The sequence below is a fragment of the Clostridium sp. MCC353 genome (assembly GCF_018785315.1).
Classification (GTDB): Bacteria; Bacillota; Clostridia; order Lachnospirales; family Lachnospiraceae; genus CHH4-2.
In genome coordinates this window covers 101,176-125,386 of the sequence record NZ_WQPN01000005.1, presented here as the reverse complement: position 1 = coordinate 125,386, position 24,211 = coordinate 101,176, and the positions used below count along the sequence as shown (strand labels likewise).

General features: G+C 45.8%; 18 protein-coding genes and 2 pseudogenes. All 20 read left to right on the top strand.

Annotated features, from left to right (window positions below):
- Positions 1–139: 139 nt before the first annotated feature.
- On the top strand, positions 140–1,597 hold the full coding sequence (locus tag GPL15_RS01215) for a GntR family transcriptional regulator (RefSeq protein WP_215695201.1): 1,458 nt from the start codon (positions 140–142) through the stop codon (positions 1,595–1,597).
- A gap of 379 nt (positions 1,598–1,976) precedes the next feature.
- A pseudogene (locus GPL15_RS01210) lies at positions 1,977–2,948 on the top strand (DUF3440 domain-containing protein); the annotation flags it as partial.
- Positions 2,938–3,531 (top strand): ParB/RepB/Spo0J family partition protein, encoded by a 594-nt coding sequence (locus GPL15_RS01205; RefSeq protein ID WP_215695200.1) that lies wholly within the window; start codon positions 2,938–2,940, stop codon positions 3,529–3,531. The pseudogene GPL15_RS01210 and the gene GPL15_RS01205, both read left to right, overlap by 11 nt.
- An 18-nt stretch (positions 3,532–3,549) precedes the next feature.
- Positions 3,550–3,702 (top strand): annotated as a pseudogene (locus GPL15_RS01200) (glyoxalase); the annotation flags it as partial.
- Positions 3,691–3,912 carry a cyclophilin-like fold protein gene (locus tag GPL15_RS01195; protein WP_215695212.1) on the top strand — a complete coding sequence of 74 codons (222 nt, stop codon included), beginning with the start codon at positions 3,691–3,693 and terminating at the stop codon, positions 3,910–3,912. The pseudogene GPL15_RS01200 and the gene GPL15_RS01195, both read left to right, overlap by 12 nt.
- A gap of 223 nt (positions 3,913–4,135) precedes the next feature.
- Positions 4,136–4,780 carry a TetR/AcrR family transcriptional regulator gene (locus tag GPL15_RS01190; RefSeq protein WP_215695199.1) on the top strand — a complete coding sequence of 215 codons (645 nt, stop codon included), beginning with the start codon at positions 4,136–4,138 and terminating at the stop codon, positions 4,778–4,780.
- Entirely contained in the window at positions 4,777–6,066 is a 1,290-nt protein-coding gene (locus GPL15_RS01185) for an MFS transporter (RefSeq protein WP_215695198.1), read from the top strand. Before GPL15_RS01190 ends, GPL15_RS01185 begins: the two co-directional genes overlap by 4 nt.
- A 331-nt stretch (positions 6,067–6,397) precedes the next feature.
- Positions 6,398–6,727, top strand: coding sequence for an Hpt domain-containing protein (locus tag GPL15_RS01180; protein ID WP_215695197.1), 330 nt, complete (start codon positions 6,398–6,400; stop codon positions 6,725–6,727).
- 16 nt (positions 6,728–6,743) lie between these two features.
- Positions 6,744–8,816, top strand: a complete 2,073-nt coding sequence (locus tag GPL15_RS01175; protein ID WP_215695196.1) for a diguanylate cyclase — start codon at positions 6,744–6,746, stop codon at positions 8,814–8,816.
- Positions 8,813–10,282, top strand: coding sequence for a GntR family transcriptional regulator (locus tag GPL15_RS01170; RefSeq protein ID WP_215695195.1), 1,470 nt, complete (start codon positions 8,813–8,815; stop codon positions 10,280–10,282). Before GPL15_RS01175 ends, GPL15_RS01170 begins: the two co-directional genes overlap by 4 nt.
- Before the next feature lie 34 nt (positions 10,283–10,316).
- Entirely contained in the window at positions 10,317–12,449 is a 2,133-nt protein-coding gene (locus GPL15_RS01165; RefSeq protein WP_215695194.1) for an ATP-binding protein, read from the top strand.
- A 14-nt stretch (positions 12,450–12,463) separates the two neighbouring features.
- A complete protein-coding gene (locus GPL15_RS01160) occupies positions 12,464–14,329 on the top strand; it encodes an extracellular solute-binding protein (protein WP_215695193.1) in 1,866 nt (621 codons plus the stop codon).
- 36 nt (positions 14,330–14,365) lie between these two features.
- Entirely contained in the window at positions 14,366–17,158 is a 2,793-nt protein-coding gene (locus tag GPL15_RS01155) for a transporter substrate-binding domain-containing protein (protein WP_252198015.1), read from the top strand.
- Between the two features lie 377 nt (positions 17,159–17,535).
- The gene (locus GPL15_RS01150) at positions 17,536–18,162 is read left to right on the top strand and encodes a TetR family transcriptional regulator (protein WP_215695191.1); all 627 of its coding nucleotides are present in this window, start codon (positions 17,536–17,538) and stop codon (positions 18,160–18,162) included.
- A 13-nt stretch (positions 18,163–18,175) separates the two neighbouring features.
- Complete coding sequence (locus GPL15_RS01145; RefSeq protein WP_215695190.1) at positions 18,176–18,835, top strand: flavodoxin; 660 nt, start codon at positions 18,176–18,178, stop codon at positions 18,833–18,835.
- 80 nt (positions 18,836–18,915) lie between these two features.
- Positions 18,916–19,398: a flavodoxin gene (locus tag GPL15_RS01140; RefSeq protein ID WP_215695189.1), complete on the top strand. Its 483-nt coding sequence runs from the start codon at positions 18,916–18,918 to the stop codon at positions 19,396–19,398.
- 125 nt (positions 19,399–19,523) lie between these two features.
- Positions 19,524–20,207 carry a carboxymuconolactone decarboxylase family protein gene (locus tag GPL15_RS01135; protein ID WP_215695188.1) on the top strand — a complete coding sequence of 228 codons (684 nt, stop codon included), beginning with the start codon at positions 19,524–19,526 and terminating at the stop codon, positions 20,205–20,207.
- A gap of 25 nt (positions 20,208–20,232) precedes the next feature.
- Entirely contained in the window at positions 20,233–21,051 is an 819-nt protein-coding gene (locus GPL15_RS01130) for an HAD family hydrolase (protein WP_215695187.1), read from the top strand.
- A gap of 110 nt (positions 21,052–21,161) precedes the next feature.
- Positions 21,162–22,007 carry a GNAT family N-acetyltransferase gene (locus tag GPL15_RS27220; protein ID WP_252198014.1) on the top strand — a complete coding sequence of 282 codons (846 nt, stop codon included), beginning with the start codon at positions 21,162–21,164 and terminating at the stop codon, positions 22,005–22,007.
- A 649-nt stretch (positions 22,008–22,656) separates the two neighbouring features.
- Entirely contained in the window at positions 22,657–24,054 is a 1,398-nt protein-coding gene (locus GPL15_RS01115) for a Na+/H+ antiporter NhaC family protein (protein WP_252198012.1), read from the top strand.
- Positions 24,055–24,211: the final 157 nt, after the last annotated feature.

The window sequence follows — 24,211 nt, the reverse complement described above, 5'->3', positions numbered from 1 at the left end:
AATTTTACGGTTTTATTATATATTTCCCCTCCACTTGTTGGCAATAACCATATTGGTAAGGTGTGCAAATAGGTATGTGTTTTTTAGCTGACAAAATAGATTCATCATGATATAATTCAGAAAGATAGGGGGAGAAGTTATGAAACCACAAGAAACAAAATTTTCATTTGTATATAACGAAATTAAGCAGCGCATTTTGGATGGCTATATACTTCCTGGAAATTCCTTGCCATCTTCAAGGATGCTTTGCAAGCAATTTCATGTAAGCAGATATACGATTAACCGTGTCCTTGACGCATTACGGGAGGATGGTCTGGTTGACATTCAGCCTCGTCTTGCACCAAGCGTTGTTGCAGGAATAGATACTTATAATTCATCAAATACTGTTTTCGACATTTTAAAACAAAAGGAAGTCATTTTACAGGTTTATCAAACTTTTGGGCTGATAATGCCTCCTCTTCTGGTCTTCGCCTCACAAAACTGCGATTTGGAATTTCTCCCTAACTATAAACAAGCTATGAAAGTGTCACGTTTAGGGGTTTCGGCTGGAGGATGGCGCCCTCCTTCTCATTTTGGGGAGGATATATTAAAAATCGGCGGTAATGAGTTGTTTAGCGAGCTTTATTTAACGTTTGACTTATACAATAAACTTACATTTTTTACAGAAGAATGCCCTTATTTTTCTGAACACTTTTTACAGAATTCAACATCTGTAACAGGCATTATTGATATATTGAAAGGTAAGGATCCATTAGTAAAACATGAACAACTATCAAACGTGTATCAAAAGCTTACGGATTCTATTGAAAATACATTAAAATACTTGTCAGATACTACACCTATATATCCTGTACAAACTGGCTTGAAGTTTTCTTGGAATCCTATGCGTGGTCAGGATTACTATTATTCAAAAATTGTTGATGAGTTGAACCTAAAAATTGGCCTTGGAGACTATTCTGTCGGAATGTACCTTCCATATGAAAAACAGCTGGCCCGCCAGTATGGTGTCTCTTTATCGACAGTCAGAAAAGCATTGTCAGAACTCGAACAAAGAGGTTTCGTAAAGACATTAAATGGTAAAGGCACTATCGTTATAGAACCGGATAATACAAAACTTCAACAGCTGGCTCTTAATTCCGGATATGTAGAAAAAGCAATGCGTTACCTTCACGCCCTGCAGCTAATGGTACTAATTATTCGCCCGGCTGCTTTAGTTGCAGCCCCGCAGTATACCAGAGAAGAATTGGACGAGTTAGCAGATCGGTTTTCTTCTGACTCTATTTATTTGGTGGGTATTTTGGAATCCATAATGAAGCATATTACGTTAGAACCTTTATATGTTATATTATCTGAAACGAATCACATTCTTGAATGGGGACACCACTTTGCTTATTATCCGGTCAAGAAACATACACTTTCGCACCTCAACAGGCAAGTCATTTTAGCGGTTCAGCAATTACGTGAAGGTAATGCATACTCCTTTGCGGATGGCATAGCAGATTGTTACCGTTACAATTTGATTCGTGTGAAGAAACATATGGTTGAAAAATATAAGCTTCGCAATGTAACTGGTATCCGGGTACCTGAAAAATACTAGCCAGAGGAATTTATCTGCATCTTAGGAATTTGTAATGTTAGCGGAGACAGATATCATGAGATGTTTTAAACGACAGAATTAATTATTATCCCTCTGCGAAAAATGCAGTCTTAAAGAACAGATGATTTACCTGGCTGGAAATGCGGAAAAAGTAACAATTGTATGCGTGGAAGATGAACTTGTATGCATATAGAAATTTAAAGATAAAGTTGCTGAACACCATAATATTGAAATTATGGCACATTCAAGTCTCACAGCAGTATATGGCAAAGAAAGAGCTGAGGAGCTTGAATTTACGGACAACAAAACAGGAAAAAACGAAGAGTATTTGCTGCGGGAGATATCTGTGTAAAAAAGGTAAGACAGGTAGCTACAGCAGTTGCTGATGGATTACCGGAATAAGTATGCCTCAGACCGTGTGATTGGTGTATTTCATCAGGATTTTGAGGCACAGTATACCGTGACTACGGATTATATTACCCGCACTTTTAAGCGACTGGAAAATGAATCAGGTATAGACCTTTATTGGGTCTGCCTGCTTGGTGTGCGGGCGGATGAATCTTTGCAGCGGTACAGTAGTTTTATCAATAAGAAATACGGATATCAAAATGAGTGCTGGATTTCTAGGCAGTTTAAAGATGTATGGTGTGCCTCACCTTTATACGACTGGTCAAATTCTGACGTATGGTGTGCGAATTATCGCTTCAATTATGATTACAACAATTTATATGATCTGTATTATAAGGCAGGATTAAAAATAGACCAGATGCGGGTAGCATCGCCTTTTAATGATTACTCCAAAGACGCTTTGAATTTGTACCGGGTCATCGACCCGGAAATATGGACGAAACTGGTGGGGCGGGTGCGCGGAGCAAATTTTGGTGCGATTTATGGAAAGACAAAAGCGATGGGGTACCGCAGTATTACGTTACCGGAAGGTCATACCTGGAAATCTTATACTCAATTTTTGCTAAATACATTGCCTGCCCGTCTGCGGAATAATTATGCGAAAAAGTTTAACACCTCCATCCATTTCTGGCATGAGACAGGAGGTGGGCTGCCAGAGGAAACAATCCGTGAGCTTATGGAAAAGGGATATCACATTCGAAGAAATGGTATATCTAATTATACAATCAATAAAAATTCTCGTATTATTTTTCTTGGGCCAATTCCCGATCATACCGATGATATCAAAAGCACGAAAGATATACCAAGCTGGAAACGGATGTGCTACTGTATTTTGAAAAATGATCATACCTGTCGATTTATGGGATTTGGGCTTACGCGGCAGGAACAAAAACATGTGGATATTATTAGATACAAGTACGGAGGGATGATAAATGGTAAATAAGGAATTCAGAAGCCCGGTATATAATATCATTGCGATACCATTTGAAAAGATTGTACCCAATACATATAACCCGAATAATGTGGCCCCACCTGAAATGCGGTTGTTGTATGACAGCATCAAGGAGGACGGTTATACTATGCCGATTGTCTGTTATCATGTAAAAAGCAATGATAAATATGTGATAGTTGATGGCTTTCATCGTTGGCGGGTAATGCGGGATTACAAGGATATTTATGAGCGTGAAAAGGGGATGATGCCGGTTTCGATAATCGATAAACCGCTATCCGACCGGATGGCCAGCACCATCCGTCATAACCGCGCTCGTGGAACACATGATGTGGACTTAATGAGTAATATCATTAAGGAACTGCATGAGTTAGGTCGTTCTGACGCATGGATTTCCAAGCATCTGGGGATGGACCCAGATGAGATTTTGAGGCTCAAACAGATTACGGGCCTTGCTGCCCTGTTCCGCGATGTGAAGTTTGGACAGGCTTGGCGGCCAGGGGAGGATTTTGTTCCAGCTGAAGAGTCCTCTGGTGGTGGGAACATGCGTACTGTCTATACCTTAGGAAATGATTAATAAATTCTTTAGCATTAGCAGGACTTTGACACTTTCCTGAACAAGTTGAAACAGTATCCGGACATCGAATATCTGGGAGAAGTAATCGAACATAGCTGGGGCCAGCGGGTGATCCGGTTCTACGATTTGGACGGTCATATCATTGAGGTCGGCGAGGATATGAAAATGGTGGCGGAGCCCCTGCCGACCGCCTCAGAAAGCATTGGAGCGATTCATGCCGGAGACTTAATGCTTTTTGGATCGGATTGTCTGGTGCTGTTTTACAAGGACTTTGAGACTGCATACAGCTATACGCGGATCGGCCGCTTGGAGAATCCCTCCGGGCTTTCCGAAGCTCTTGGCAGCGGAAGCGTTACGGTAACTTTAAGAGATAAAGGTTAGTAAGGGGGATCATTTGGCTTCTGTACCAGAGATTTGTGCCAAAAAACAGCGTTGCCTGCATTGCTTTTACGATCAATCTGGCTGGACTTCAAACCGCTGCTGTGGCAATACCCAACGAGACGGCTGAGAGATGGAGGAAAAGCTTATAATAACTTGACGGATCACAAAATAAATGGTATCCTCTCAATAGACCGACGGTCGGTCTGAGAGAGGGGGCAATGCCATGAGAATTGTAAAGGAAGCAGATGTTCGGAAGAACGAAATATTAGATGCAGCCGGGATTTTATTTTCGAAAAAAGGATATGAAAATACAAGCGTTTCAGACATTATGAATGCTGTGGGAATCGCGAAGGGAACCCTTTATCATCATTTCAAATCAAAAGAAGATATTATGGATGCGCTGATTAAACGTGAAACCGATGTTATTTTTTTAAGAGCGAAAAAAACAGCGGATGATAAAAGCATTCCTGTAAAGGAGAGGATCATCCGAACCATTCTGGCGTTTCATGTGGATACAGAGCATATGGAGGGGCAAAGGATGATGGAACAGCTTCACAAGCCCCAGAATACACTTATGCATGAGAAAACAAAAAAGATTGTTTTCCAGGGCGTTCCGCCAATTTTGGCAGGTATCGTAATGGAAGGGGTACAACAGGGGATTTTTGAAACCTCATACCCTTTGGAATGTATGGAGATGGCATTGTGCTATTTGGATGTAATGCTGGATGACAACCTGTTCGAACTGACGCAGGCGCAATGTCAGGATAAAATCCAGGCGTTCCTCTATCACCTGGAACGGCTTCTTGGGACAGGGAAAGGTGAACTCGCGTCTTTTGAAAAAGCATTGGCAGGAAGGCAGGCTGAATGAAAAATAATACGGATAAATCCTTTGGAACATTCATGCTGCTTTGGGCCGGCGATTTTATTTCAGCGATTGGGAGCGGTCTGACGTCCTTTGGTCTGGGCGTTTATATTTTTCAGCAGACAGGCAGGGTATCTTTGACGGCCCTTGTTACACTGCTCGCATTTCTGCCTTCACTTCTGCTGGGCCCCATAGCAGGGGTGTTGGCCGACCGCTATGACCGCAGGCTTTTAATGGTTCTGGGAGACGGCCTTTCCGCGGTGGGCCTGCTGTTCATCCTGGTCAGCCTGATGCATGGGGAAGCGCGTCTCTGGCAGATCTGCGCAGGCGTTGCTATCAGCTCCGTGTTCGCGTCCCTTTTGGAGCCCGCCTATAAAGCGACCATTACAGATTTGCTGAAACCGGAACAGTACAGCAAAGCCAGCGGCCTGGTACAGATTGCCGGCTCTGCCAAATATCTGATCTCCCCCATTCTGGCCGGTTACCTGCTGACCATTTCTGATATCCGGCTGCTGCTGTTTCTCGACATTTGTACTTTTTTTGTAACGGCTGCTTCAACGCTGGTTGTGAAAAAGGGCCTTCAGAGCAAGGAAATGGAGAAAGACCTCTCCTTTTCTGCCGGGCTGAAAGACGGTTTTGAGGCGCTGGCCGGTAAAAAAGGGCTTCTCACTCTGGCTTTAATGGGCGCGCTTATTACATTTTGTCTGGGGATCATACAAACGCTTGCTTCTCCGATGGTGTTAAGCTTTTCAGACAGCGCCACCCTCGGGACGCTGATGACGGTTATCACAATGGGAATGCTGGTATCCAGCGCTGTTCTCGGCGGAATCACCATCAAAAAGGGGTACGCCGGGATTCTCTCTCTTTCCCTGTTTGGAGCAGGTATTTTTATGGTTTTATTCGGTCTGCGGGAAAATGTTGTATTCATCGGCGCGGCCGGCTTCCTTTTTTTCGCGATGCTGCCTTTCGCCAATGCCAGCCTGGATTACCTGATCCGAACGAATATTGAAAACCGCTTACAGGGACGTGCCTGGGGGCTGATTGGGCTGATCTCACAGCTTGGATATGCGGCGGCCTATGCGGTTTCCGGCCTGTTGGCGGATTACGTGTTCACACCTCTGCTTCTGGACGGAGGCGCGCTTTCAGAAAACGCAGGTAAAATTCTTGGCACAGGACCGGGCCGGGGCATCGGACTGTTCATTATCCTTGCCGGAATGATGCTTTGCCTCACATCAGGCGTCCTGTATTCTATGAAGTCCATCCGCAATCTGGAAGGCGGAGACGTGAGCTGACAGATATATTGGTTTTAACAAAAAACAGAGGGGAAAATCGGACAGAAAATGGCCGCTTTTCCCCTCTGTTTTTTTGCATTTCCATAGGCGTGAGACGGGAACGGAAATACAGGGTCCGGCGGTGCATTTCCCCACAAAGGACTTGGTAAAATATTCAGTGTTTTTATAACAAATATCAGAAAAATGGACAATTGCCTAACAAATTGACATTTTTCACTTTTTGTGCTAAACTTATTTGGTATAGGTACACAGGATATAAGCAATTCGATTGTTAATTAATAAATGATAGGTTGGTGATACAGCTATGGATGTTAAGGGATGTTACAAAAAAATGGATGGTAATTACGAGGAAGCTGTCCGGTTAATGGGCAGTGACGAACGGATTATAAAATACTTAAAGTTATTTCAAAAAGATACTAATATTTATGTCCTCTGCAGCGCGGTTAAAGATAATGATTTTAAAACCGCATTTCATGCAGCGCATACCCTAAAAGGAGTGGCATTAAATTTAAGCCTGACATCCCTGGCTGACCGGACAAAAGAGCTTACGGAGATGCTTCGCAGTGGAATTCCCGGCGAGGGCGTCGTTTCTCTGCTTCAAAAGACAAAAAAGACACACGCATTGGTGATGGAGTGCATTAATACTCTGATTAACGAATAGCTGAAAGGATGATAGGATGAAACTGCAAAATAAAATCCTAATCGTAGATGATTCGGAGCTGAACCGTTCTTTACTTGCCGACATGCTCCGTGATGAATATGAAGTCTTAGAAGCTGAGAATGGGCTGCAGGCAATAAAAATTTTGGAATTTCATCAATTTGAGATTTCCTTAATCCTGCTGGATATTATCATGCCGGAGATGGATGGTTTTGAAGTACTGGCAATGATGAATAAAAATGGATGGATTGAGCGGATTCCGGTCATCATCATTTCAGCAGAGACAACCGCTGCCTACATAGATGCTGCCTATGATTTAGGCGCGACCGAGTATGTAAACCGCCCCTTTGATCCAAAAACAATCCGGCGCCGTGTATCCAATACCATTATGCTCTATTCCAAACAGAAATATCTGGAAAATGCAGTTACAGAGCAGGTTCTGGAAAAAGAAAAAAGCAATCTCATTATGGTTGAAGTTTTGAGTCACATTGTTGAATTCAGGAACGGTGAGAGCGGAATGCATGTCCTTAACATTCGTACAATCACAGAAATGCTGTTAACCCAGCTCTGCGCTTCATATTCCCAATACAATTATCTGCAATCCCAAATTTTATTAATAGCGAACGCGTCTTCGCTTCATGATATAGGTAAAATTTCAATTGACGAGAACATTTTAAATAAACCCGGTAAGCTGACTCACGAAGAATACGAGAAGATGAAAGTGCACAGCAGCATCGGGGCAAACATGCTGGAAAGAACACGATATTATCCAAATGAAGAGATTGTGCGGATCGCAAGGGATATCTGCCGGTGGCACCATGAACGGTATGACGGAAAGGGGTATCCCGATGGTCTGGCTGGCGATGAGATTCCCATTGAGGCGCAGGTGGTTTCACTTGCAGACGTGTATGATGCTTTGACCCATAAGCGTATCTATAAAGAAGCGTATTCGCATCAAAAGGCTTTTGAACTGATTTTCAGTGGTCAATGCGGCGCCTTTAACCCGCTGCTGCTCCAATGTATGAAAGAGATTGGTCCTATGTTGGAAAAGGAACTGAAAACCCGTTCATTCGGTTATGTTACGAAAGAGGAAATAAAAGAATTAACCAGAAATATCCTGCAGTACGGAGAGGCCTCCAACCGCACTTTGGCCCTCTTGGAACAGGAACGTATTAAATATCAGTTTATCGCTGAAATGTCAAAAGAAATCCTTTTTGAATATACCTATCAGACCGACGTGCTGACCCTTTCGGAAGAGGGTGTGATTCAGCTGGGTTTACCTGAAATCATCGTTAATCTGAAAGAGGATAAACGGTTCCGGCAGGTTATGAAAGTTGAGGATTTTAAGGATCTGCGCAGTAAGATCCGCTGTGCGTCGCCTGGCAGCCCTACCGTCATGGAAAACTATTGCCTGTGTGTCAATGGGCATTGGCGGTGGTTCAAAATAATTGTCCGTCCCCTTTGGCTGGGCAATAATACGAACGCGGTTACAGGGGCCATTGGTAAATGTACGGACGTTCATGAGGAAGTGATGGAACTGGAGCTTTTGAAGAAAAAAGCACATATTGATGATTTAACCGGCTTATACCGCAGAAACTATGCCTGCGCGAAGATAAAAGAACTGCTTAAAAAAGAACATTCCGATAACAAAAAATACGCCCTTATGCTGTTTGATTTGGATTTTTTCAAAAATGCGAATGATCTGTATGGGCATATGTTCGGGGATCAGGTGCTGCGAGAAGCAGTGCAGAAGGTGCGCAATTCAGTGCGGAATACAGATATTGTTGCGAGAATCGGCGGGGATGAATTTTTGATTTTTATAGAATATAAGGCGGATATATCTTCCGCGGCCGACCGTATTTTTCAATCCATTGGCGGAATGTATCAGGATTTTCATATTTGCGCGAGCATGGGGGTTGCTCTCAGCCCTGTACACGCGACAGAGTATGAGTTATTGTTTCATTTCGCGGATCAGGCTCTTTATGCGGCAAAGCATAAAGGCCGGAATTGTTATTGCATTTATGACGATACCATGGATAGTTTTTTATCCGTTATATCAGATGAAACACCTTATGAGGAAGAGATGAGATGAAACACGATACCTATCAATATGACAGAATATTCGAAATTTATAAAAATAAAATTGAATCAGGGCTGATGCCCAAGGGGACTGTGCTCCCCTCTTTCGCCGAACTTTGCAGGGAGTACAAAGTCTCTAATAAAACCATACGCCGTGCGGTAGCGATGCTGGCAGACGCGGGATTAATAAAAACAAAAGAGCGGCAGCCTTCCGTGGTTATTTTTGATCAGACTGACCAGGAAAATGATTCCGCTGACGATTTAACAGAGCCATGCGGCCCTGTTATGACAGATATTTTAAAGACGGCGGAAATTCTGTACTACCCTTTTATATGTCATGGAATCGCTCTGTGCTGCGAGGATGATTGGGATATACCCGAAAGGATCGTCCGTCAGTTGAATCCTGAGCTGCCAAAGGTTTTTTGGAAAAACTCGAAACTGATCTGGCGTTTTTTTATCGCCAGATGTGAAAATGAATTAAGCCTTCATATTGTTGATGCTCTTGGCTTTCTTGGAGTGGAATATAGGGAAACCAACGTTTGTTCGCGTGCCTTATATAAGCAGACACTCATGGACTTTATTCAAAATTGCAGAACAGCGGCTCCGACAAGCGGGGTTATCAAAGATTTCCTTACACATATTCATACGATTACGATTTCGAGAGAGGATTTCGAATGTTACGTTCCTGCTGATTCGCCCTTTCGCGTCGGCGTACAGGGCCTTGACCGATGGATGAAAACAGCGGAAGAACGCTATTCCAGCGTATACCTGGATATTCTGGGCCTTCTCACTATCGGTTATTATCAGCCCGGAGACAGGCTGCCTTCTCACGCCGAGATGCAGAAACAGTACGGCGTCAGCGTAAACACGATGACACAGGCCATTCAATGTCTGCAAAAATGGGGCATTGTAGAGGCGACTAGGGGGAAAGGAATCTTTGTTTCTAAAAATGCAGAGGCATTAAGCGATATTCACGTGGATCCCCGGTTAATTGCCAGCCATATCAGAAGATATTTAGACTGCCTGGAGCTGGTTTCCCTTACAGCAGAGGGAGTGGCTTACCATGCAGCGGCCCATGTTTCATATGAACACATTCAAAAATTAATTCTGAGATTAAACGAAGCGGGAAAAAATGGTAATTTATATCAGCCGTCGCCGGTTATCCTGCTGGAATTTTTAACGGAACATATTCCGTATGAAGCTCTGCGGTCAGTCTATTTGATAATACTTAAAAACTATCGAATCGGCCGGAAAATACCGAAACTGATAAACAGGGACAACGCATCCAATAAAATCGAAATACACCGCAGGTGTGTAGAATCAGCGAATACATTGCTGGACGGAGACCGGGGCGCGTTTGCAAAACAAGCGGCGGAAATGTTCGGGTATACCCATCAGCTCATCATTGAGGAGTGTAAACGGCTGGGCTACTGGAAGACAGTTCGGAATCTGTATGACGGTTCCCAACTGTGGAAATAGTAATATATTATGCCGGGGAGGACGGAAAATCAAAATGAAAATTGAAATGGGTGGCAAAGCCCAAAATACCGGAGCGGAAAAACAGCCGTGGCCCCAGAGCATGACCCTTCTGCTGGCGTTACTGCTCATTTTTGAGGTGTTTTTGTTTACCACTGCATATCGTCATTTAAACCAATCCATTCAAAATGAGCGCATCGATTCCATTGAGCAGATGAGCACCCTTATTTCGGAAAAACTGCTTCTGCTGAGGCAGAATTATGAGGATAAGGTACGGCAGGCGGCCTGTGTCATCATGGGCAACCGCATCCGGTCGCTGGACCAGGGGAGGGAGCTGCTTTTGGCCTTTGAGCAGTTATATCTGCTGTCTGAAGACGGTTCCTGCATCTCTTTTAGCGGAGAAAAAATCGTGCTGCCCGAATCGGAAGAAATCAAGATGTTGAAAACCTCAGATGTGGTTCGGACGGATTTCTGCACCGTGCAGACCAAGGGGGATTTTTGGATCTTTATGTCTCCTCTATCCAATGTAACCATAGACAATAAAGAATTTTTCGGCGTTATCATGCTGGTGGACTCGAACACCTACTCAGATACCGCCGCTACTGCCTTATATGAGAATCAGGGCGCCTCCTATGTGGTGAACCAGATGGGTGTGGTTGAACTGCGGCCAACGGAGTCAACTGCCAACGATTATTTTGGCGGGTATAACCTGCTCCATACTTTACGGGATAAAGGGGTTAGGGAAGAACAGGTCCATGTGCTGCAACAGGGAATTGAGGAGAGACAGGAAGTCAACATAACTGCCAAAATAGGAGGGGAAACATGGCGGATACAGAGTTTCCCGGATAGCTGGGGCAACAGCATCGTCATTGCAGTCCCCGTTTCAATCACGGCCCGGGCCACGTTTGACGGCATGCGCAATGTTATCGTTTTGATTGGACTCATCCTCTCAACAGTGGTGGCCTTAGCTCTGGTTTGGATCTCTTACTATGTGAAAAAAGGACAGAGAGTAAAGCTGGAGCAGGCAAAAGCCACATTGAAGAGTGAATTTATGAATAAGGTCTCCCACGATATCCGCACACCGCTGACCGCCGTGATCGGGCTGAATGATCTGCTGATGCACAATGCGGACAAACCTGATATTGTAGCGGAGTGCGCGCAAAAGGCGAAAAAGTCCGGTGAATACCTGGTCTCCATTATCAATGACGTATTGGATTTGAGCCGGATCGAAAGCGGAAAGCTGCGTCTCTCACATATGGCCTTTGATATGGAGGAGCTGCTGGAGACGGTTGTCCAGCTGGAGGCCTATCCCGCCGGTGAGAAAGCGCTGACCTTCCGACTGGACTGTCCGGATAACTTCCACAGAGGATTTTTAGGAGATGCCGTCCGCATCAAGCAGTGCCTGGTCAATCTGGTTTCCAATGCAATCAAATTTACACCCGAACATGGTACTGTGATCCTGACCTACCGGGAACAGACAGAAAGCGGCAGTTATTCCAGGGCTTATTTTATGATCGAGGATACCGGAATCGGCATGAGCGAGGAGTTTATGAAGCATATGTTCCATCCCTTCGAGCAGGAACAGTCCTCTCTTACCTCCACCCATGTAGGCAGCGGTTTGGGGCTGGCCATTGTACATAGTCTTGTGACCCTGATGGACGGCTCCATCCATGTGGAGAGCAGATTAAATCATGGAAGCAGATTTGTTATAGAGATTCCTTTGGAGAGAACCGGGCTCAGTGAACGGAACCTGGAAAACGGGCGCATTGAGGAACTGCCGGCATATTTGCTCGGCAGGAGAATCCTGTTGGCAGAAGATAACGATATCAACCGGGAGATTGTCACGGATCTCTTAGAAGGGCTGGGCTTTACCGTCGATGGGGCGGTAAATGGCGCTGAGGCTGTGGAGCGCTTCAAAAATTCGGCTGCGGGATATTATTCCATAATTTTAATGGACATCCAAATGCCGGTGATGAATGGTCTGGAGGCTGTAGCAGCCATCCGCGGTTCAGCTCACATGGACGCCAAAAACATCCCCATCATTGCCTTATCCGCGAACGCATTTGAAGAGGATGTGGAGAAATCCATTGCCCATGGCATGCAGGCCCATATCAGCAAGCCGGTAGATATCGATATGCTCAAGAAATTATTCGTAAAATTTATACACTAAAGAGGGAGTGCTGAATGAAAAAGCAGAAGTTTTTAAGCATCGTATTGGCGCTGAACATTCTGTCAGCCATGAGCGGCTGCGTCAATTCGCCGCGTGAAATGGAGGTTAAATCGCGATTCTGCCCGGAAAATGAGATTTTAACCTATGAACCTGTGGATTTTGACAAAACGGTTATCACTATTGGCGCATACGCCCCATGCAATTCAGATCCGGTGGAGCTTGCTATTGAGGCTCAATTCCCCGATATTGATATTGTCATCCTGGAAAAAGCCAGCATTCCCGACATTCAGACGCATGTAAAACAGCCTGGCGTACAGAAGGATTTAGAGGATATTTTATTCACAGGCTATATAAGGGATATGGAGGTAAGTAACAGCATATTTTACGATTTATCTGCGGAGGCTTTTACTTCTCTTTACAATCAATCTGTGTTGAACAGCATGAGTACCAGCGGGAAACTTTACCAGCTTCCGATCAACAGCTCCATACAAGGAATCTTTTACAACAAAAGCCTGTTTGAGGCGCACGGATGGGAAATTCCAGAGACAATTGAAGCATTTTATGATTTGTGCGATGAAATTTCCGCACAGGGAATCCGCCCCTTTGTCCCCTGCTTTAAGTATTCCCCTGATGGGGTTGGCCTGGGGTTCAGCAACCGCGCCATTTTTTCCACTATGGACAAGAGGGAACAGTACGACCTTTTCTGCAGCGGCCAAGCCTCTTGTAAGGGGGTGCTGGAGCCGTATTTCGAGGTGCACAAAACCCTCTATGACCGGGGCATCGTGGTGGAAGGCGACTTCTCCACCAGCTTGACGAAAAACCGCCATGCCCTTTACGCCGGTGAGATCGCTATGCTGCCGGAACAGCTTACCATGTTTTCCCTGTACGAGGACGAACGGCCGGAATGTGAGATCGGATTTTTCGGTTATCCCTCCGATACGCCCGGAGAGCGGTGGATGCAGATGATGACGGGGCGCAGCATGGCGCTTTCAAAAGCATCCATGGAAGATCCCGATAAAAAACAGGCTCTGCTGGACATCCTGACATTTCTCAGCACCAATGAGGGGCAGGCGGCTTTGCTGGAAGTCTTTTCGGGGCTGAGCAGTGTTAAATCCGCTCAGGCAGATTTGAGAGAAGAATTTTGGGACGTGCAGAAATGTATCGAAAACGGGCAGATTTTTTATGCCTCCAGAATTGGAAACGATCTGCACAACCAAACTCTGAAGGAGTATTTGGAAGGCAGGCTGACTTTGGAGCAGGCTCTTGACCAAACGGACGCCATGGTGAGAGACATCATGGCTGACCGGGGGGCCGAGGAGTTCATCGGAACCGCGGCCGAGGAGTTTACCATCCTGGAAACCAGCACCTTTATTGCCGACGCCATGCGTTCCGCCACTGGAGCGGAGATTGCCCTCATTCCCCACAACACCTATTATGTGGGAAATTTGGCCAAGTTTTATGAAGGCGATGTCACAATGCTGTACCGCTTTTATCTGAGAGGGCTGGGTACCGGGGACTGCCTGACCACCTATGAAATCACCGGCGCCAATCTGAAAAAGCTGATGGAGCACCCCATCATCAACGGCCAGGAAGTCAATGCTCTGTACGCCTTCTCCGGCTTGAACATGGAATACGCCCCCTGGCGTCCCTGGGATGAAAATGTGATAAAACTGGCCTTGGCGGACGGAAGCGGGATTGAGGATGATAAACGCTACACCGTTGCCGCCTGGCCCACCTCCATTGACCAATCCTATCTCGCCTCCATCCGAAACGTCCACAGCGAGATCGGCAGTAATATTGATCTGGTCTCTTCCGCGGTCAAACAGGCAGGAACCATTTCCCCGGCAGAGGACCATCGGCTTACCCTGCGGTGGGATTAAAACAGAAGCTGAGTAGGAGCCTATATGAAACCATCTATGAGACAATCAAAAAAATACATAACAAGAGTTTTTTCTGCGGCCATATTGCTGGTGATCCTGCTTTTAACGGATATTCCTGTTTTGGCTGCGGAAGAACACCCTGCCCGGCTTCGGATCCCATTTCCGGAAACCGAAGGATTTACGATGACCGATGAACATGGGAAACGTTCCGGCCTGATCGTGGATTATCTGTATGAAATCGCGAAATATACCGGCTGGTCATATGAATTCATTGATACCGACGCCAATGACATGGTACAGGACTTCATAGACGGCCAGTATGACCTCATGGGCGGTACATACTATTCAGAGGCATTTGAGGAATACTTTGCCTACCCGGATTATAGCTGCGGCAGTACCAAAGCAGTTTTGCTGGCCCGCCAGGATGATGACGCCATTAAGGGCTTTGATTTAAGGGATTTGAACGGAAAAACCATAGGCGTTGTGCAGCGGGCGGCCGATAATGTGCGCCGGCTGGAGCAGTTCCTCTCCGCAAATGGCTTAGTCTGCGCAATCAAACCATACACAGCAAAAGAAGCGGCCTCCAATCAGATGAATATGGATTTGGCTGCCGGAAAAATTGATCTGAAACTTGGGAACGCAACGGATGATACAGGTGAGTTCCGCGCGGTAGCGTATTTTGAAGCGCAGCCTCATTATCTGGTTACACAGCCTGACAACAAGGAACTGCTTGAAAAACTGAATTGGGCAATGGAGCGTATTCAGTTATCTGATCCTCATTTTTCAGAAGAAGTGTATAAACGGTATTTTGATGACACAGGCGTGGAGAACCTGCTGCTGACCGAAGAAGAAAAATCCTATATTCAACAGAAGGGCACAGTTACTGTGGCGGTTCCGGAATATTTCCACCCTCTTTATTGTATTGGCTACGAGGATGGGGATCATGTTGGCCTGATTCCCGAGCTGCTGGAAAAAATCACTGCCCGGTATGGGATTCAGTTTTCGTATATATTGGCCGATTCCTATGCCCATACCCAGCAACTGGTGATCGAAGGAAAAGCCGATATGGCCGGCATTTTTTTCGATGATGCCGCGGATGCCATGCGGAGTGAATTGATACAGACCAAGCCCTATGCCGCATTAAATGACTTAATTGTACGAAACAGGGCCGTGACCTATCCGGCGGACGGATTAACCTGCGGCCTTTTGGAAGGGCGCTGCCTGCCCGCTTATATAAAGGCAAATGAAGTGATTTATTTTACGTCTATTGACGAGGTTTTGTCCGCAGTGAATACGGGAAAGGTGGATTTTGCCTGTGGGCTTTCTGCGCGAGTGGAACAGATGATGCAGGAAAATGTTTATACCAATGTGGTTCCTGTTACCTTATCGGCAAACCGCATGAATATCAGCTTTGCTATGCCTATGCCGGCAAACCCTGAGCTTTTGTCCATTATTAACAAAGGCATTAACAGCTTATCTGAGGAGGACAGGTTTACTCTTTTAGACCACAATCTGGTCTCTATTGGAGATGCTAAGGTATCGCTGAAAAGTTTTGTGGAGACCAATCCCATTTTATCCATCACCGCCATATCAGCTTTTTTACTGCTGGTCATCATAGTGATTATTATGATCGCCGGCCTGCGCGTAAAAAATGCTAATATGCAAAAAGACATTGCCAGAGCGGAGGCAGAGAACAAAGCAAAAAGTGAATTCCTCTCCCGAATGAGCCACGAAATCCGCACGCCGATGAATGCCATCGTTGGAACGACCGCATTAATCTCGATGAAGGATGATATTCCTGAAAGCATAAAAGGCAATTTGTCAAAGCTGAAGGCAACTTCACAGTATTTATTGGGGTTAATCAATGATATTTTAGATATGAGCCGAATTGATAACGGTATGCTCTCTATTGCGGAAGACGACTTCTCCTTACAGCAGATGCTTGATGAACTTTGCAGTATGATGCAGACGCCGGCAAAGGCTCGTGAAATAGCCCTTTGCTGTGAAACAAATTTCCAACATTCTGATTTGAAGGGGGATGCGATCCGGTTAAAGCAGGTTTTGATGAATTTGGTTTCCAACGCTGTTAAATTTACACCGCCAGGAGGTACGGTACATCTGACCGTGGAGGAAAGCGGGGCTTCTGACCAGCAGGCCAACTATTTGTTCAAAGTCTCCGACACCGGTATTGGCATCAAAGCAGAGGATTTGGAGCGCATTTTTGAATCCTTTGTACAAACCGGGGCCAGTTTGATGCGCAGCCAGGGAACCGGGCTGGGTTTACCGATCAGTCAGAATATTGTACAGCTCATGGGCGGTACTTTGAAAGTGAAAAGTAAAATAGATGAGGGCAGCGAATTTTTCTTTTCCATTCCCCTTTCTTTTGGAAAGCACATCGAATTAGAATTGAATACGGAATTGGAGACTTCGTTCCATTTTGAAAATGTACGGATTCTGTTAGCGGAGGATCACCCGATCAATGCGGAAATTGCAATCGAGATTTTAAATTTGAAGGGAATGCAGGTAGACCTTGCCGTGGATGGCGCAGAAGCGGTCAAACAATTTGAGCAGAGCGTCCCCGGCTATTTTGATCTCATCTTAATGGATATGAGGATGCCGAATATGGGAGGATTAGAGGCGACAAAGACGATACGAGCTTCAGACCATCCTGACGCGGCAAAAATTCCCATTATTGCCCTGACCGCCAACTCATTCCAAGAGGATAAAGACATGGCAAAGGAAGCGGGAATGAATGATTTCCTTTCGAAACCATTGGAAATAGATCTGCTTTATACGGTACTTCAGAAATGGTTGTCTGGAAAGAGCTGAGAATCGTGACAGGACAGAAGAAATGGTGGTATGAAAAAGACCGGCAGAAAGCGCCGGTTTTTTTATTTCATAGGAAGGTGCGTCCTATGAAATAAAAAGCCCTCCTATGCCAGCTTTGCTGGCTATGGGATCGCACTGTGTATCGCATATAATGCGGCAGTAGGGAATTATGTGCTGAAGCGACCCGCCGCAGGCGGAGAATCCCGCAGGCGGGATTCTTTCATGTGGGAAAAAGCAGGCATACCGGTTTATTCAATATAAGCATGGCAAAGATATTGACACGGTGTCAGAATACTGCTACAATGTGATTACTGACACCGTGTCAGAATCAACTGATTTATAAAACAAGCGAAAAAAGAGCGAAAGGAGGAGTGAAAATGCCAAAAGGTTCAGAAGAACTGACCCTTGCCCGTAAGGAAGAGATTGTCAACGCCTGCGCTTCCCTCTATGAAACCATGAGTTTTAAAGAGATTACGCTGAAAGAGATCGGCAGGGCAACTTCTTTTACCAGGACATCTATTTATAATTATTTTCAGACGAAAGAAGAGATTTTTCTGGCGCTTTTGCAAAGGGAATATGAATTATGGAATGGAAGGCTGAAACAGCTTCAGAATGATCATGAAAAGATGACCCGTTTGGAATTTGCGGATGCTTTGGCCCATTCGTTGGAAGAACGGAAGAATTTATTGAAAATCATGTCCATGAATCACTATGATATGGAGGAAAACAGCCGTTTAGAGCGGCTGGTGGAGTTCAAAACAGCTTATGGGCAGTCCCTTGCGGAAGTAAGGAACTGTCTGGATCAATTTTTCCCTGATATGACGGATGCCAGTAAACAGGATTTCCTATTTTCTTTCTTTCCGTTTATGTTCGGCATTTATCCGTATACGGTTGTGACGGAGAAACAGAGAGAGGCCATGATCCGGGCAAAGGTAAATTATGTCTATATGACAATTTATGAGATTACCTTCGCCGAAGTAAAGAAACTATTAGGGTGTGTTTGAAAGGATTTTGTATATGAAAAAAGTGCTCATTATTTTTATGGCGGGCATGCTGCTGGGATGTTTGGGAGCCTGCGGCAGCCAACGTGGTTTGGCCGGAACCCCTTCTGTTTCCGCCGATGCTGCAGCGGCAGTGCAGCCGGCGGCCGAAACAGAAGAGCAGTCCGTGGCTGCAGCGGCAGAACCCGATGAATTCCCTAAATCCCTGGTTGTTTATTTTTCAGCCACCGGCAGCACAAAATCAGTTGCTGAAACCCTGGCGGAAATGAAAGGGGCCGATCTTTATGAAATCGTTCCGGAACAGCCTTATACAGACCAGGATTTGAACTATAATGACAAGTCTTCCCGCACTTCAGCGGAGCAAAATGATGAGGCCGCCCGTCCGGCCATTTCCGGCGGTATTGATAACCTTGGAGATTACGATGTGGTTTATGTGGGATTTCCGATTTGGTGGGGAGGTATGCCCCGTATCCTATATACATTTTTTGATACCTATGATTTATCAGGAAAGACCATCGCCCCTTTCTGCACCAGCGGCGGCAGCGGGATTTCCGAAGCAGTGCGGGCAATTGAAGAATTGGAGGAGTCGGCCATGGTCACAGAAGGCCTTCGAACGGAGACGTCCCATGCGGAGACGGATCTTGAAGAATGGCTGGAAGGCTTAGAGGAAAAATAGGGATTCGGCGGAAATATATCTGGAATTGTGATAAATGTTATTATATAGTAAATTTATATTAAAGTGATGGAGGGTAAAAAATGAATGGTAAATTAGTGGCATATTTCTCTGCCAGCGGAGTAACTGCAAAAGCGGCAAAAAAATTGGCGGAAGCGGCCTCTGCCGATCTGTTTGAAATCCGGCCGGCTGTTCCCTATACGGAAGCGGATTTGAACTGGATGGATAAAAAAAGCCGCAGCAGCCTGGAGATGAAAGATCCGGCGGCCCGCCCGGAGACTGCGGGCCGGGTTGAGGATATGGACGCCTATGATGTGGTATTTTTAGGGTTTCCGATCTGGTGGTACGTGGCGCCGGTTATCATCAATACATTTCTGGAACAATATGATTTTTCTGGAAAGAAGATTATTTTATTTGCCACTTCCGGCGGAAGCGGATTTGGAAAGACCGTGGAAAAGTTACGGCACAGTGTGGCGGCGGATGTAAAGATCGTGGAAGGCAGGCTGCTGAATGGAAGAGTGTCTGAAGCGGAACTGGCGGAATGGGTTAATACATTGGGCCTTTAACATGGGCTGAAACCGGTTTCCAGTTCAGCCGCACCGCCCCAGAGTTTTCCCAGGAGTATAACGTAAACAAATGGCTGGAGCCTGTGGATGGCCAATCATATAACAGCCTGTAAGGAGGAAGAATTATGGATTACAATAAGACTGACCCGGAGTTCATGGAGCGGTTTGAACATTTTGCATTTGAAGAAGTGGTAAATGAAGAGGGACAGACGCTGGATGCACCGACCAGATATATGGCCATTTTAGCGGCTCTCATCGGCTGTCAGGGAGTTGAAGCCTACCGGGTGATGCTTCCTAAGGCATTGGATGCCGGGCTGTCCCCTGCGGCGGTAAAGGAAATTGTCTACCAATCGGTGGATTATGTGGGGATGGGAAGGACCTGGCCTTTTCTTGAAGCCGCAAACAGAATTATGGAAGAACGGGGCCTCTCCCTTCCCCTTCCGGGGCAGGCGACGACCACACTGGAAGACCGTCTGGAAAAAGGAGCCCAGGCCCAGGCGGATATCTTTGGCAGCCATATGAAAGATGCCTGGAAACAGGGGCATATTAACCGGTGGCTGGCAGCCAACTGTTTTGGCGATTATTACACCAGAACGGGCCTGTCCCTGGCCGAGCGGGAAATGATTACCTTTTGTTTTCTTGCAGCGCAGGGAGGCTGCGAACCCCAGCTTACGGCGCATGTTAAAGGAAACCTGCGCTTGGGAAATTCCAAAGAATTTCTGATGAAGGTGGTTTCCCAATGCCTGCCCTATATCGGCTATCCCCGCAGCCTGAATGCGGCGGCCTGTATCAATAAGGCATGTGATTGACCGGGAAAGCAGATGGAGGAAAACAATGTATCAGCTGATTGCATTTGATATGGATGGAACATTACTGGATTCCGGGAAAACGATATTGCCGGACAGCAGGACGGCAATTGGCGAAGCCGCCCGGGCCGGTAAAATTGTGGCTTTGAATACAGGCCGCTGTCTGGCCGAGCTGGAGGAATTTTTGAGCTTGATTCCTGAAGTGCGCTATTTAAACTGTGCCAGCGGAGCGATGGTATATGACTTGAAGGAGCAAAAAACATTGTATTCCTGTTTTCTGGATGAGGACACCGTAATACAACTACTGGCCTTTGCCGGTCTGGAAGAGGCGATGCCTCACATCCTTCTGGAGAAATCCATTGTCCAGAAAAGCCATTGGGAACAGATGGAGCGGTTTGGCATGGGAGTTTACCAGGATCAGTTTGAACGCGTTGCTGAAAAATGGGAGGATATCGCCCATACATATGAAGAGAAGCCCTTTTCTGCGGCAAAAGTGAATATTTATCATACCAGCCCTGAATCCCGTGCCAGGACTGAGCAGAGGATACGGGATGCCGGTTTACAGGTTTCTATGGTGCGGGCAGAGACCACATCCCTGGAGCTATCGGCTTCAGGGATCAATAAAGGCGTGGGACTGGAAAAATTATGCCAAATCCTGAATCTGCCGCTTTGCCGGACCATTGTGGTGGGCGATGCGGATAATGACCTGGAGGCGTTTAAAACAGCAGGGCTGGCAGTGGCTATGGGAAATGCAAAACTGTCCGTAAAAGCGGCAGCGGACGTGGTGGTGTCTGACTGCGATCACGGTGGATGCGCGGAAGCGGTTAGAAAGTATCTGCTGAAATAGAGTGAGTAATTATGGAATTTAAGCTGACCGGCTTATTCAGCTTATTTCAATAATCGGACAAAACTATGAAAGGCTTTGTATGTCCTCCATAGGTCGGAAGGAGACGGGAGATGCAGTTAGACCAAATAAAATCCTATTGTATAAATAAATGGAAAGCCTGTGAGGAATATCCTTTTGGGGAAATCCCGATCTGTTATAAACTGAACGGAAAAGTATTTGCGCAGATCTATCCAAAAGCGGAGGATTATAAAATCACGCTGAAATGTACGGCTGATGCCGGGCAGTTTTACCGGCAGGTGTATCCAGGCGCTGTGGTGAGAGGCTATCATTGCCCGTCTGTACAGCAGCCGTACTGGAATACCATTTATCCGGATCAAATCCCGGATGATGAGATTCTTAATATGATTGACCACGCCTATGACACGGTTCTCCACAAGTTCAGCAAGAAAGTGCAAAATGAGATATTGACAGCGGATGACATCAAAATCCGTCCGATGACTGAGGAGGAATACCCTCTTTTAGAGGGATTTCTCTATGATGCTGTTTTTCAGCCGGAGGGAAGCGCGCCTCTGCCAAGAGAAGTGATTTTACGGCCGGAGCTTGCTGTTTACATTCAGGGCTTTGGTAAGGCGGACGATATCTGTCTGGCCGCAGAATCCCATGGTAAGGCGCTGGGGGCGGTCTGGACAAGAATCATGGCAGGAGAGGCCAGGGGTTACGGCACTGTGGACGAATCCATCCCGGAACTGGCCATTTCCGTGAAAAAAGAATTCAGGAACCAGGGCATTGGCAAAAGGCTCATGAAGGAAATCACAGCGGTTTTAAAAGAGCGCGGATATAAGGGCGTTTCCCTGAGTGTGGATAAGGCAAATTATGCATTGAGGATGTATGAAGATTTGGGGTTCAGGGTGGTGAAGGATGAGGGAGAGGGATGTTTGATGATTCTTGATTTGTAATTTGGGGGTAATTAGTAAAGGTACGCAGAAAAGCGGAACGAGGGGGCTGGGAATCCGTATGGGCCGGGCTGGCCCCCTCGTTCCGCTTTTCTGCTGGTTTTCGCTGGTTCCGGGTAATTAAATGTAATTTTGCTATGAGAAAGTAGATTTTAACATCACCTCTGCATTAAAACGTGAAGGCATTTTCGAAAATGCCTTCACGTTTTAATGTTAATAACCAGGTCATTTATATCAAATCCAGGCCCACGATGGACTATTCAATTCTTTTATTAGACAGATTGATCCCAAGAAGGGCTGGTAAGACTGCGATTACGAACTGCCCGATCTGATGTGTGATTACTGGTGTAATTTTGCAAAGACCGGCAGCACGGTGGGACGTATAGGGGTCTGACAGCGAAAAGATTATAGATAGAAACAAAAGTCAAATGAAACTTTCCGAAATAGAAAATATCAATTTAATCATTAAAAATCAGAAAAAACAAATCAACAAGAATTTTCTGGCGAATTCCCCCTATTTTAAAAATCTATAACAAAATGTCATAAAAAAGCATATTCTTTTATCATTAGACAGTTTATGACAGACATATTATACTGGAATTACAAAGATATTTGCAAATATTTTAATAACCAATAGGAGGAAAAGTAAGTCTTGAAAAAGAAAAAAATAAAATTACCAAACACCATGGTTCTTATTTTGATGATTGCGCTGTTTGCGGTTCTTTTGACTTGGATCATACCTGCCGGAGAATATGTGAGGGTTGAAAATGCAAAGGGCATTAAGGTCGTGGATCCGAATCAATTTATTTTGAAAGACAGGACGCCGGTCAGCCCGTTTAAAATTCCGTTTTTCATCATCCAGGGATATAAAAATACATTTTCTTTGTTCCTTTGTATCCTGTTCGGCGGCGGAGCATTTCATTTTGTCAGCAGCAGCGGAGCGTTGGAATCCCTGGTGGCGAAAGCGGTTAAAAGGCTGAAAGATAAGACATGGATTTTTATCCCTATTATCACGATCCTGTTTACCTTGCTTTGCACAAGCAAATCTTTGAATTCATTTATCGCGTTTGCCCCGATTCTGGTGGTGATCGCCCGGTCATTGGGGTTTGATTCCATTGTCGGCGTTTCATTTCTGATTCTGGGAGGGGCGGTCGGATTCAGCACAGGTACGCTGCAGCAGTCCACAACTATGGTGGCCCAGGGACTGGCAGAACTTCCGCTGTTTTCAGGGCTTGGATACCGGATGGTTTGTCTGGTTGTTTTTTCTGTGATTACGAACATTTATATTCTCCGCTATGCCATGAGAATAAAAAAGGATCCGCAGAAGAGCTATATGTACGATTTGGATCAGGCATCGGGAAACCAGTATGATGTAAGCACGCTGGAATCATTTGGCCCGATGACGGCAAGAAAATGGTCAGTTCTGGCGATTCTCGTGGCTACATTGACAGTTCTGGTGGCAGGAGCCATGAAATTGAAGTGGGGTATGGACGAGTTCTCCATCGGGTTTATCTGGTGCGGTTTAGCGATGGGGCTGGCCCAGGGAATGGGGCCCAGCAAGACGGTGGAAGAATTTTTCAAAGGGGCCAAAGGTCTGCTGTTTGTGGGAAGCCTGGTCTGCGTTGCCAGTTCCATCAGCCTGATTTTATCCGCAGGCGGCATCATCGATACCATTGTTCACGCTCTGGCTGTTGTGATGCTGAAGGTTCCGGCCATCCTGCGCGGCCCTGCCATGTTCCTGGTTAATATACTGGTAAATGTGCTGATTTCGTCCGGAAGCGGACAGGCCGCCGTGGTTATTCCGATCATGGTTCCTGTGGCGGATATGATCGGCATGACCAGACAGACTGCAGTTTTGGCTTATAATTTTGGAGACGGATTCAGCAACTACGTGCTGCCCACCGTCGGCTCTCTGATGGGCATTCTCGGAATGGCCAATGTACCGTATGACAGATGGATGAAATTCATGTGGAAATTATTCCTGATTTGGGTGGCGGCAGGATGCGTGATGATGATGATCGCCCAAATGATTCATTTAGGGCCCATGTAATACTGTTATAAATTGTAACCGTTCAGACGGCTCATCTTCTTGACCAAAAAGGCCGGTCAAGAAGCATCGGATGTCCATCTGATGTGAAAATTGATAAAGAAAACTGCTTACAAGCGAGCTTGACGCAGCTTTCTTTATCAATTTCCCCGCCGCCTGA

Coding starts and splice junctions, on each gene's coding strand:
- GPL15_RS01215 (WP_215695201.1), top strand. CDS start 140: ATGAAACCACAAGAAACAAAATTTTCATTTGTATATAACGAAATTAAG.
- GPL15_RS01205 (WP_215695200.1), top strand. CDS start 2,938: ATGGTAAATAAGGAATTCAGAAGCCCGGTATATAATATCATTGCGATA.
- GPL15_RS01195 (WP_215695212.1), top strand. CDS start 3,691: ATGAAAATGGTGGCGGAGCCCCTGCCGACCGCCTCAGAAAGCATTGGA.
- GPL15_RS01190 (WP_215695199.1), top strand. CDS start 4,136: ATGAGAATTGTAAAGGAAGCAGATGTTCGGAAGAACGAAATATTAGAT.
- GPL15_RS01185 (WP_215695198.1), top strand. CDS start 4,777: ATGAAAAATAATACGGATAAATCCTTTGGAACATTCATGCTGCTTTGG.
- GPL15_RS01180 (WP_215695197.1), top strand. CDS start 6,398: ATGGATGGTAATTACGAGGAAGCTGTCCGGTTAATGGGCAGTGACGAA.
- GPL15_RS01175 (WP_215695196.1), top strand. CDS start 6,744: ATGAAACTGCAAAATAAAATCCTAATCGTAGATGATTCGGAGCTGAAC.
- GPL15_RS01170 (WP_215695195.1), top strand. CDS start 8,813: ATGAAACACGATACCTATCAATATGACAGAATATTCGAAATTTATAAA.
- GPL15_RS01165 (WP_215695194.1), top strand. CDS start 10,317: ATGAAAATTGAAATGGGTGGCAAAGCCCAAAATACCGGAGCGGAAAAA.
- GPL15_RS01160 (WP_215695193.1), top strand. CDS start 12,464: ATGAAAAAGCAGAAGTTTTTAAGCATCGTATTGGCGCTGAACATTCTG.
- GPL15_RS01155 (WP_252198015.1), top strand. CDS start 14,366: ATGAGACAATCAAAAAAATACATAACAAGAGTTTTTTCTGCGGCCATA.
- GPL15_RS01150 (WP_215695191.1), top strand. CDS start 17,536: ATGCCAAAAGGTTCAGAAGAACTGACCCTTGCCCGTAAGGAAGAGATT.
- GPL15_RS01145 (WP_215695190.1), top strand. CDS start 18,176: ATGAAAAAAGTGCTCATTATTTTTATGGCGGGCATGCTGCTGGGATGT.
- GPL15_RS01140 (WP_215695189.1), top strand. CDS start 18,916: ATGAATGGTAAATTAGTGGCATATTTCTCTGCCAGCGGAGTAACTGCA.
- GPL15_RS01135 (WP_215695188.1), top strand. CDS start 19,524: ATGGATTACAATAAGACTGACCCGGAGTTCATGGAGCGGTTTGAACAT.
- GPL15_RS01130 (WP_215695187.1), top strand. CDS start 20,233: ATGTATCAGCTGATTGCATTTGATATGGATGGAACATTACTGGATTCC.
- GPL15_RS27220 (WP_252198014.1), top strand. CDS start 21,162: ATGCAGTTAGACCAAATAAAATCCTATTGTATAAATAAATGGAAAGCC.